Source organism: Persicitalea sp. (assembly GCF_041751555.1).
Classification (GTDB): Bacteria; Bacteroidota; Bacteroidia; order Cytophagales; family Spirosomataceae; genus Persicitalea.
This window is the reverse complement of record NZ_JBGSXF010000551.1, coordinates 1-10289: the sequence shown is the minus strand read 5'-3', so window position 1 is coordinate 10289 and position 10289 is coordinate 1. Positions and strand designations below refer to the sequence as shown.

The following is a 10289-nucleotide window of genomic DNA, read 5'->3' as shown; positions in this document are numbered from 1 at the left end:
GACGCTCTTCGCGTTTGGGGTCGCGACCATCGCCTTCCAGTTTCCGACTGTACAGACATGGGCTACTGAATTCGCCGTGCGCGAACTCTCCGCCCGCATGGGTTACCCGCTATCGGTTGAGAAGATCAACATCAAGTGGTTCGATGTCGTTTCGCTGGAAAATGTTTCGGTGCGAAGTCCTGACAACCAGCGCATGATCGACGTCGGTCGGCTGGATATTAATTTCGACATCCGGAATATTCTGACGAACGCCGCCCACGAGATTCATCTGGACGAGGTGAACGTCTATCGTCCCGAAGTGCGGCTGGTCAAGACTAATTCAGGCGACACGAACATGGATTTGTTCATCGCGCGCATCAACGAGATGACCAACTCAGGCGACACGACGGGCTACGTTCCCGACCAGAATATTCCTTTCACGATTGGCAAAGCCACGCTCACAGAGGGGGCTTTTCACTACGATGATCCGCGCGAACCTTACAACAAAAAATCCAGTGTTTTTGACTACTACCACTTCGAGCTACAACACCTCAACGCGAATCTAAAAGACTTCCTGGTACTGGGCGATACGATCAAATTTGTAGCTAACGACCTGACGACCATCGACCGTCAGAGTTCCCTGAAAGTCCATGACCTCGACACACGTTTCATGTACTGCGCCAAGAAAACCGAACTGGCCGAACTCAGCGCGTACATTGGTGGCTCATACCTGTTTAACTACCTCAGTTTTAACTACGACCATCCCTCCGCCTTCGGTGATTTCAACAAGGAAGTACGTATGGTGGCGCATTTTCGCGACAGTCGCGTCTATGCCGAAGATCTCGGACTTTTTCATGAGTACCTGCTGACTTTGAAAGAAACCTGGCGTGTGTCGGGGGACTTTGACGGGTCGGTGCATGATTTTGTCGTAAATAACACAAACCTACGCTTCGGCAAAGGGAGTCGCTTGGCTGGTAAATTTGGGTTCAAAGGCCTGCCGGAATTCAGCCGCACTACGATGGACTTCAAGCTGGAAAGCTCGCGCATCGAAACCAACGATATCGTGCAATACTACCCCGAAACGGATTTGCACGAAACCTTTAAAAAGTTCGGCTTGGTCGCCATTGATGGCACGTTCCGGGGAACTGCGCAGGAATTCGACCTTAAAAGTCGCGTGAAAACCGAAATCGGCGAGTTGGACACCGACATGGCTTTTCACATTAAAGATCGCTACACTTCGACCTATAACGGCTTGCTGAAAACTACCGATCTGGATTTGGGGATTCTTTTCGATGACCCCGTGAAATTGCAGAAACTAGATTTTTCGGGTAAGCTCAATGGTACAGGCTTTGATATTTCCACGGCCAGGGCCAATCTGAATGCTACCGTTAACCGCGTGGGCTTTCGCAACTACGACTATCGAAATGTGCAGTTGCGGGGAAATTTGCAGAAAGCCTATTTCGGTGGGCAGGTTAGCTCCCGCGACCCCAACCTGACCTTCATTCTTGACGGGGAAATCGACCTGGCTAACCCTAAAAACCGTTTCGATTTTCAAGGAATCTTGGAGAATGCTAATCTAATGGAGTTGGGATTCTCGCGGCAGCCGCTCGTTATCGGAACCCGCATCGACGCGCAGGTCGAGGGCAATACGGGTGACGAACTGGTAGGCCGTGCCTTCTTCCAGCACGTTTCGGTGTCCACGCCGCTCAACCAAAGGACTCTGGCTTTGGACAGTCTGCTGATTACTTCCTCCCAAATCGCCAACGAACGCACTATCGATGTTCGAAGTGACGTCTTGTCTGCCTATATGAACGGTGACTTCGTGCTGAGCGAAGCGGGGGAAGACCTGTCCCGGCTGCTCACAGAGTACCAACTCTATTTCTTGGGCGACCAGGAGGAGCGCGACGATTATTACGCCGAAAAGATGAATACCGTGACGCCGCGCCTATATACCATTAATTACGAAGCCGACGGCCATAACTTAACGCCGCTACTCGACTTTCTGCGGCCTAACATATACATTTCCCCCAACAGCCACGCCGAGGGGGTGTTGCGAATGGGGAATACGGCTTTCATCACACTCAACGTCAAGGCCGATAGTGTGCAAGTGGACGACAGCCAGTTTTCTGAGAATGAGCTTGACATAACTACTTCCAAGTTTGTGAACAACGCTGAAGTACTGGCCTCGGCTTTGATTACATCCAAGGAGCACAAAATCAGCGTTCTGGCACCCACTGAGCGGCTCAGTGTAGAAGCCGCCTGGGATCAGGATCATATTCATTTCAGCAGCGACCTCCATCAAGCCAAAAGTACCAACGAGGCCAACCTGAACGGCGACCTGCGATTCGTGCCCTCAGGTTTGAACTTGCACCTAACCCGCTCGAATCTGGTGCTGCTCGATGAGGTATGGGAGTTAAATCCCAACAACCTCATCTCGATTCTCAATCAAAAAACTACCTTCGAAAATCTGGCCCTTGTTCATGACAAACAACGCGTTTCGCTGGATGGCGAAATGTATGCCGATTCCAGTCGGAATCTGTTATTTGAAATTGACAGTCTGCAACTGGCCACGCTCAATCCCGTGCTGGAAACAAAATTGGGGGGCGTGATGGACGGTGCAGCTACGCTACGTGACCGCGCCAATTTGAGCGAGGTCAACGGCCATTTCAGCATAATGAACCTGAGTTACGATAACTACGCATTGGGCAATATGAGCGGACGGGGTGAATGGGACCAACTGATCGAACAGTTCAATCTGGAGGCGCATCTGGATCGAAACCAATCACGCGTTTTTGCCCTTACCGGAACATTCAACCCCGAAGAGGCAAAGAATTCGCTCGACCTGAACGCAATATTTGACCGCTCGGAGTTGAAGATGATCGAGCCGTTCAGTGAGGAACTCGTAACGAACGTGAGCGGTCGGGTAGATGGCGCCTTGAAAATCAGCGGTACGCCCCGGCATCCGATTGTGAACGGGCAGGTCAAAGTGGAGAATGGAAAATTGCAGTTCGATTACTTGCAGTCGATGCTGTCGTTTAGTGATAATGTAACATTCACCGAAAATGAGATTTCGACCAAAAACATGACTGTGACGGATGCAGACGGCAACACGGCTTCGGTTTCGGGCGGTGTCTATCATAGGGGTTTTCGGGCATTTTCGCTGGACTTTGACGCCGACCTGCGTAACTTCAAAATCCTGAACACAACTGAAAAAGACAACGATCTTTTTTACGGAACGGCTTACGTAACGGGCAAGGCTGGACTGTTCGGCCCGATCGACAATCTCAATATTACAGCCACCGTCACCAGCAATAAAGGTACGCGGATGTACATTCCGCTCGACGGCCCCACCGAAGTGGCGACGCAGGAGTACATTCAATTCGTGAGCCAAAAGGTCATTGAAGATAGTCTGGAAGCCGCGGGAGTGGCCCGCAAGCGTGCCAGCCTGGGCGGAGTGAAAATGGATTTTAACTTCAACATTACGCCCGACGCCTACTGCGAAATCCAGCTCGATCGTCAGGCCGGTGATATCATCAAGGCCTATGGTAGGGGGCTTTTGAACATGAAGGCCGATACGAAGGGCGATTTCACGATGACTGGAAACTACGAAATCGACCGCGGCGATTACACCTTCACTTTCCAGAATGCCTTGAACAAGAAATTTACCATTAATCCCGGAAGTCGAATTACCTGGTCGGGCGATCCTTACGATGCTTTGCTGAATGTTGAGGCCAGCTATACGCAGATGACTTCGCTGGCCGTGCTGCCCGAATTGGCCCTGCTCAGCAGGGCCACGGGTAATAGCAGCGAACTCACGCGCCGTTATCCGGTGGAGGTCACTATCGCGCTTACCGACCGCCTGTTGACGCCAACTATAGCCTATAACTTGGCGGTGAAACAGTACCCGTCTTCCGGTGAGTACCGCTCGGCGGTGGCGGCATTCGAAAACCGTCTGCGCAGCAACGAGCAGGAATTGAGCCGACAGGTCAGTAGTTTGATTTTGTTCAATCAGCTTCTAAGTCCACAAGATGTGCTGCTGGGCGAAGCCAGTCAGGGAACTACCCTGCTCGGCAATAGCCTCAGCGAACTGGTATCCAACCAAATCAGCCGCTGGGCCTCGGCGCTGAACGAGAATCTGGAAGTGGGCGTATCGGGCCTTACGCTGGATCAAAGTACCTTCAACAACCTGCAACTCCGTCTTTCCTATCGTTTCCTCAACGATCGTTTCCGCATCACCCGCGACGGACGCTTCGCTTACGGCACGACCCAGGCCGGAGCCACACAGTTCAACGCTACCAGCCTGCTGGGCGAATGGACACTGGAATATTGGTTGGCCCAAAGCGGCAACGTTCGCCTGAAAGCTTACAACCGTAACATCCAAAATGCCCTATTGCTCAGCAACGCCATCACCACCGGCGGCGTGAGTATGCAGTTCACCCATAGCTTCAACCGCTTCAAACCTCTCCCCAAGCCGGAAATCAGAATGCCAACTGAGCAAGTCCCTGATTCGGATACTTCTCGGTTGACATCGAAACGGTAGGTATAAATTGAGAATGAGTGAATGAGAGATTGAGAGAATAAGTATAGCGGGCGATAGCAATATTCACTCAATCTCTCATTCACTCATTAATTTAATCTCCCCGATACTTTATCGCCATTCCTTTCATCGTGTAGCCTTCCATCGTGGCGGAGGTATAATATTGGTAGTTTACCTTCATGATGGCGTCCGCGCCTAGTTTTTGGGCTTTCAGGACGAGGCGGGCGGTGAGTAGTTCCTTGGTTTGGGCGTCGTTGCCGCGAGCCGTCATGCGGTTTTTTGGGTCTTTTTGAATAGCGCTCAGCGTGTCGTCCTGGCTGATAGATACCCACTCGATTTCAGAAAAAGGGCGGTCGGGTGACTGGCCTTCCATGAATACGTCGATGGGATAAACCGTACCCGTAGAAATAGGGATATTTGGCCGGAAACAAGCCGTCACCAATAGGGTAGTTATCAGGAAAGAGAATACCCCTAAAATTCGTTTCTGCACCATAATGGCTGTTCCAGTCGTTAGTGTTTTTGACAAAATCAATTTTTTAAAAATCTTAATACTTATCAATGAGAACTGGGAAAAGTCGTTTTTATTTAATTCTGCCCCTTTTACTATTACTGATCACTTCATCTTCCTTCATACCGGCTGACAATCCTGACGCCGTAATTGGTACTTGGCTAACTGGTTCCAAAAAGGGCCGGGTGCAAATCTACAAACAGGGAAATGCATATTTTGGCAAGATCGTTTGGTTGCAGGAACCGAATGATCCCAAAACGGGAAACCCCAAAACGGATATCAGCAATCCTAATCCCAAAAAACGGGATCAGCCGCTACTTGGCCTGGTAAATCTACGGGATTTTCGCTACGATGGCGATAATGTCTGGGATGAGGGGAAAATCTATGACCCTGAAAATGGCAAGGAGTACAGTTGTAAAATGACCCTACGCGACGACAACACGTTGGACGTGCGTGGTTACGTCGGTTTCTCACTCCTGGGCAGAACGGATACGTGGCAGCGGGTTAAGTAGTGATGAATTATGAATGATGAATTATTGTCACATATCTTTAAATTCACTCATCACTCATCACTCATCACTCATCACTCATCACTCATCACTCATCACTCATAATTTGATTGCCGCTTATCACTAACCGTTTGTCATCCACTTGGCATCTTCCTAGTTTTATAACTTAAATCGACAAACAAACCTAATCTTAAATTTATGAACCGAGCAAAATATACGCTTAAACCATTACGGTACGCGCTAGGAGCTAGTTTATTTGCCCTTATCGCTATTCCGCAAGTCGAGGCCCAGGATGTCCCTGAGGGGATGAAGAAAATCACTTCCGTCGAGGGCATCACCGAGTACCAGATGGACAACGGGCTGAAAATTCTGATGTTTCCCGACCCCTCCAAGCCCACCGCTACCGTCAACATGACTTATCTGGTCGGTTCGCGGCACGAAGGGTACGGCGAGACGGGAATGGCTCACCTGTTGGAACACATGGTTTTTAAGGGAACGCCCGGCCACCCCAACATTCCGCAGGAACTGACCGAACACGGCGCGCGTCCCAACGGCACTACTTGGTACGACCGTACTAACTACTTCGAGACTTTCTCGGCGACGGACGAAAACCTGAAATGGGCGCTCGACCTGGAAGCTGACCGCATGGTGAATTCTTACATTGCCAAAAAGGATTTGGAAAGCGAATTTAGTGTAGTGCGCAACGAATTCGAGTCGGGCGAAAATAATCCGTTTAGGGTGCTGCTGCAGCGCGTAGCCTCCGCTGCCTTCGAGTGGCACAACTACGGCAAAACTACCATCGGCAACCGCTCCGATATCGAGAACGTCCCTATCGACAATCTCAAGGCTTTTTATCAAAAGTACTACCAGCCCGATAACGCCGTGCTGACCGTTTCGGGAAAGATCGACGAGGCGAAAACGCTGGCGATTATTCAGGAAAAATTTGGTAAAATTCCCAAACCCGCGCGCAAACTACCCGTCAGCTACACCGTAGAACCTACTCAGGATGGTGAAAGGTTTGCCGCCGTGCGCCGCACGGGCGATGTGCAGATGGTCGCCTGCGCCTACCACATTATGCCCGGTTCGCACCCGGACTACCCCGCCATGGATGTACTGGTGGAAGTACTTACCGCCGAGCCAAACGGGAAACTTTACAAAAATCTCGTGGATGCCAAGAAAGCATCGAGCCAGTACGGCTTCGGCTTCGCACTGCACGATCCTGGATTCGTCTATTTCGGAGCTGAGGTTTTGAAAGAAAATTCACTGGACGAAGCTCGCGCCGCCATGCTGGCCACGCTGGATTCCGCCGCGATGAAGAAGCCCTCAGCTGAGGACGTAGAGCGGGCCAAAGCTTCCATTCTAAAAAACTGGGATCTGCAATTCCGTAGCTCGGAGCGCGTGGGGCTAGGCATCAGCGAGTATATTGCCGTGGGTGACTGGCGGATGGCTTACCTATTCCGCGACAATGTCCGCAAAGTGACCGCCGACGATGTTTTCCGTGTGGCGCAGCAGTACTTGAAACCCTCCAACCGCACCGTCGGTACCTTTATTCCCACCGCCAAGCCCGACCGCACCGAAGTACCCGAGGCACCAGATGTAATGGCCCTCGTGAAGGAATACAAAGGCGAAGCCGCTATGGCGCAGGGAGAAGCCTTCGATCCCTCGCCTGAAAACATCGAAATCCGCACGACGCGCATCGAGAAAGCCAATGCCATTGAGGTAGCGCTGCTGCCCAAGCAGACGCGTGGCAACGTAGTTGCCGCCCGAATGACAGTTCGGCTGGGTGACGAGAGAAGCCTGATGAACAAAGGCACCATCGCCAGTCTTACGGCCTCGATGCTGGACAAGGGCACAAAGGACAAAACCCGCCAGGAGATTAAGGACGAGTTTGACCGCCTGAATGCCCGCGTAAATTTCTTCGGCGGTAACAACCAGGCCGGGGTCAATATCGAAACGACCCGTGAGAACCTGCCCGCCGTAATGAAACTGGTAGCCGATGTGCTGAAAACCCCGTCGTTCGACGCCACCGAATTTGAGAAATTGAAGCAGGAGGAATTGGCACAAATCGAATCCCAGCGCAGTGAACCACAGGCCATCGCCATCAACGAGTACCGCCGCGTGACCTCACCTTATCCAAAGGGCGACATCCGGTACGTGGCTACTTTTGACGAAGACGTGGCCGATTTAAAAGGCGCCACCATCGACCAGGTGAAGCAGTTTTATAAAGATTTTTACGGTGCCGACAATGCTTCCATCGCCGTAGTGGGTGATTTTGACAAAGATGAAATTCAGAAAATTATCGACAATCAGTTTGGCTCCTGGAAAAGTGCGAAGCCATTTACGCGTATCGCTTCGCCCTACCAGGCGGTAGTGGCGCAGAATAAATCGTTCGAGACCCCGGACAAAGCGAACTCGATGTTTGTGGCGGGGCTGAATATGCCGCTGCAAGACAGCGACAATGACTATCCCGCGTTAGTGATGGCCAACTTTATGCTCGGCGGCGGTTTCATCAACTCGCGCCTTGCCACGCGCATCCGTCAGAAAGACGGACTGAGCTACGGTGTTGGCTCACAGTTCAACGCCAGCTCTCTGGATAAAAATGGTAGCTTCCTGGCCTACGCCATCTACGCGCCGGAGAACGCGGAGAAGCTGGAGCAAGCCTTCAAGGAGGAAATCGACAGAGCGGTGAAGGAAGGCTTTACCGCCGAAGAGTTAAAGGCAGCCAAATCGGGCTACTTGCAGCAGCGGCAGGTGAGTCGGGCGCAGGATGCTTCGCTGGCTAGTACGCTTAGCAATAACCTCTACCTGGACCGCACGATGAATTGGGATGCCGACTTCGAGAAAAAGATCGAAGCCCTCACGCCCGCCGACGTCAAAGCCGCTGCTGCCAAGTATATAGACTACGACAAGATTACGGTTATCAAAGCTGGAGACTTCGAAAAGGCCCGGAAGGATCAGCCTAAGAAAGACAACGCGCCCGCTTCGATGGGTGGGAATCCGAAGAAGTAAGAGGCAGGTAGTTTTTTTCTCGCAAAGCCGCAAGGACGCAAAGTTTTTCAGACTGGGCGTTTTTGCGGCTTTTTTACGGCTGCTTCAGCCGCACCGTCGCATTGGCTCCGTATTGCAAAGTACCCAACAATTCAATAGATAAAGCGTCTGCCGTATAGCCGGAAGGCAAAGAAACTACGTGTCCCGCACTTATCTTCACAAGATCGGAGGCAACGGGCAAAGTACCGCAACTCCACACTGCAGGATCATCCCAGTCACCTGATTGTACGGTTTCGCGCAAACCCGGTGGGCAGGTAGTTCCGGTAACTGTTACAGCATAATCATTGGCTTTCCCCGACCCATTGCCGGTTCCTGCTAAATTACACGAGGTGGATGAGGAGTTGGGATCAAATAGTACGCGCATCCGAAGTGACGTATTGGCTACTGCCGAAGTGGGTACTGTTATATTGCCGGAGTGAGAATTAGCGTTTCCACCGCTGTACACCAGTTCTCCGGCATCCGTGAATTGCCCGTTGGCGTTGTAGTCGATATAGATCTTTGCGTAGGAACTGTTATTGAAAGTACCCGTCAGACTGAAAGCATAAGTAGTACCAGCCGCCAGCAAGGCTGATTGCTGACAACTTAGGTCTTCGTAGTTCGTTCCCAGATTAGCCGGTGATCCGAAAGTGTTATTGGTAGAAATGGCGTCCAACGAAAAAGAGCTAATGCCGAAGAAAGGACTGAGTCCACTGGGTGCTGCCACCGTACAGGCAATCGGCGTGGCGCAGGTGACCGTAACAACGGCTGAGGCGGGAGCGCTCAGGCAATTACTTACGGAGCAGGATGCCTCGTACGAATAGGAGGATGTCGGGGTGATTGTTCGGCTGAGTCCCGTCGTAATGCCATCATTCCAGACCACCGTACCCGAGCAGTTCGAGACGGTCAGGGTAGTACTTTGTCCCTGCACTACGGTCACGGCAGCGGGCGAAATAGTGGGTGGATTTATTCCTGGGTTCCGCAAATTGTCGGCCACCAATACCTCGTATTTTAGTTTGGCACTAGGCTGTGGGCCAAATCCATTGGCTAGGTTGGCGCAATAACTCATGATCGTACCGCCGTTGGTGGGCGTCGGTCCCGCCGGACAGGGGCCGTTTTCAGTCGTAGCGCAATTGTCGATCGGTCCGCCACTCCAAATGCAGGAGTGCGTGTGGGGTAAACCGAAATTATGACCCAGCTCATGAGCCAGAATGTACACCTCATAGGAGTAGCTGGGCAGAGGAGTACTGGTGTCGCTAAAATTTCCGCTTACGCCGTAGGCCGAATTACGACCCGACGGCTTGTCGAATACCGAAGCCAGATCGTAGGCGTTTTGCACGGGAACATTTCTAATGGTAAGGGAGGCCTGTCCTCCACCCAGATTGCGGGCCGAAATGAGATGGGCAATGTCGCCGTTAAAATTATTCCCCATGTTGTTCCAGCGAGTTTTGAACGATTGCAAAGCAGAAGTGGTGCTCCCCGCTCCGGCGTAAGGGTCCGGCGTATCCCAAACCAGGATTCCGCTCAATTCTATTTTTACTCCTTCATTGGCGTAAAGGGTAGCTACATTATTGAAAATGCTGGAAAGCCGATTGGTGATGTAAGAGATGTCGCTTCCCCAGTCCTGATAGAGCTTGTAATCGGCTTCAAAGTAAATTTCCACTTTTCGGCAGTCGTTCACGGCCAGTCGTCCACCGGAGATTTTTGCAGGAGTTCGCACCGTATCGAGAAC

Annotated in this window: 5 protein-coding genes; 3 read left to right on the top strand and 2 right to left on the bottom strand. The window is 51.6% G+C overall.

What is annotated here, in order from left to right; translation table 11 throughout:
• Positions 1–4519 (top strand): translocation/assembly module TamB domain-containing protein (locus ACEW8P_RS19830; RefSeq protein ID WP_373514810.1); only part of this gene is annotated, 4519 nt, incomplete at its 5' end.
• Positions 4520–4610: 91 nt separating this feature from the next.
• On the opposite strand, the gene ACEW8P_RS19825 is transcribed toward ACEW8P_RS19830, so the two are convergent.
• Entirely contained in the window at positions 4611–5042 is a 432-nt protein-coding gene (locus ACEW8P_RS19825; protein WP_373514809.1) for a hypothetical protein, read from the bottom strand.
• A 32-nt stretch (positions 5043–5074) separates the two neighbouring features.
• Here ACEW8P_RS19825 and ACEW8P_RS19820 point away from each other — a divergent pair, with 32 nt between their 5' ends.
• Together ACEW8P_RS19820 and ACEW8P_RS19815 are read left to right on the top strand one after the other, a co-directional pair.
• The gene (locus ACEW8P_RS19820; RefSeq protein WP_373514808.1) at positions 5075–5536 is read left to right on the top strand and encodes a DUF2147 domain-containing protein; all 462 of its coding nucleotides are present in this window, start codon (positions 5075–5077) and stop codon (positions 5534–5536) included.
• Positions 5537–5731: 195 nt separating this feature from the next.
• A complete protein-coding gene (locus tag ACEW8P_RS19815; RefSeq protein WP_373514807.1) occupies positions 5732–8542 on the top strand; it encodes a M16 family metallopeptidase in 2811 nt (936 codons plus the stop codon).
• A gap of 73 nt (positions 8543–8615) precedes the next feature.
• Here ACEW8P_RS19815 and ACEW8P_RS19810 read toward each other — a convergent pair.
• On the bottom strand, positions 8616–10289 hold a 1674-nt coding region (locus ACEW8P_RS19810; protein ID WP_373514806.1), incomplete at its 5' end, for a M12 family metallo-peptidase.

Excerpts from the sequence above, each read along its gene's own strand:
- ACEW8P_RS19820 (WP_373514808.1), top strand. The coding sequence starts at position 5,075 with ATGAGAACTGGGAAAAGTCGTTTTTATTTAATTCTGCCCCTTTTACTA.
- ACEW8P_RS19815 (WP_373514807.1), top strand. The coding sequence starts at position 5,732 with ATGAACCGAGCAAAATATACGCTTAAACCATTACGGTACGCGCTAGGA.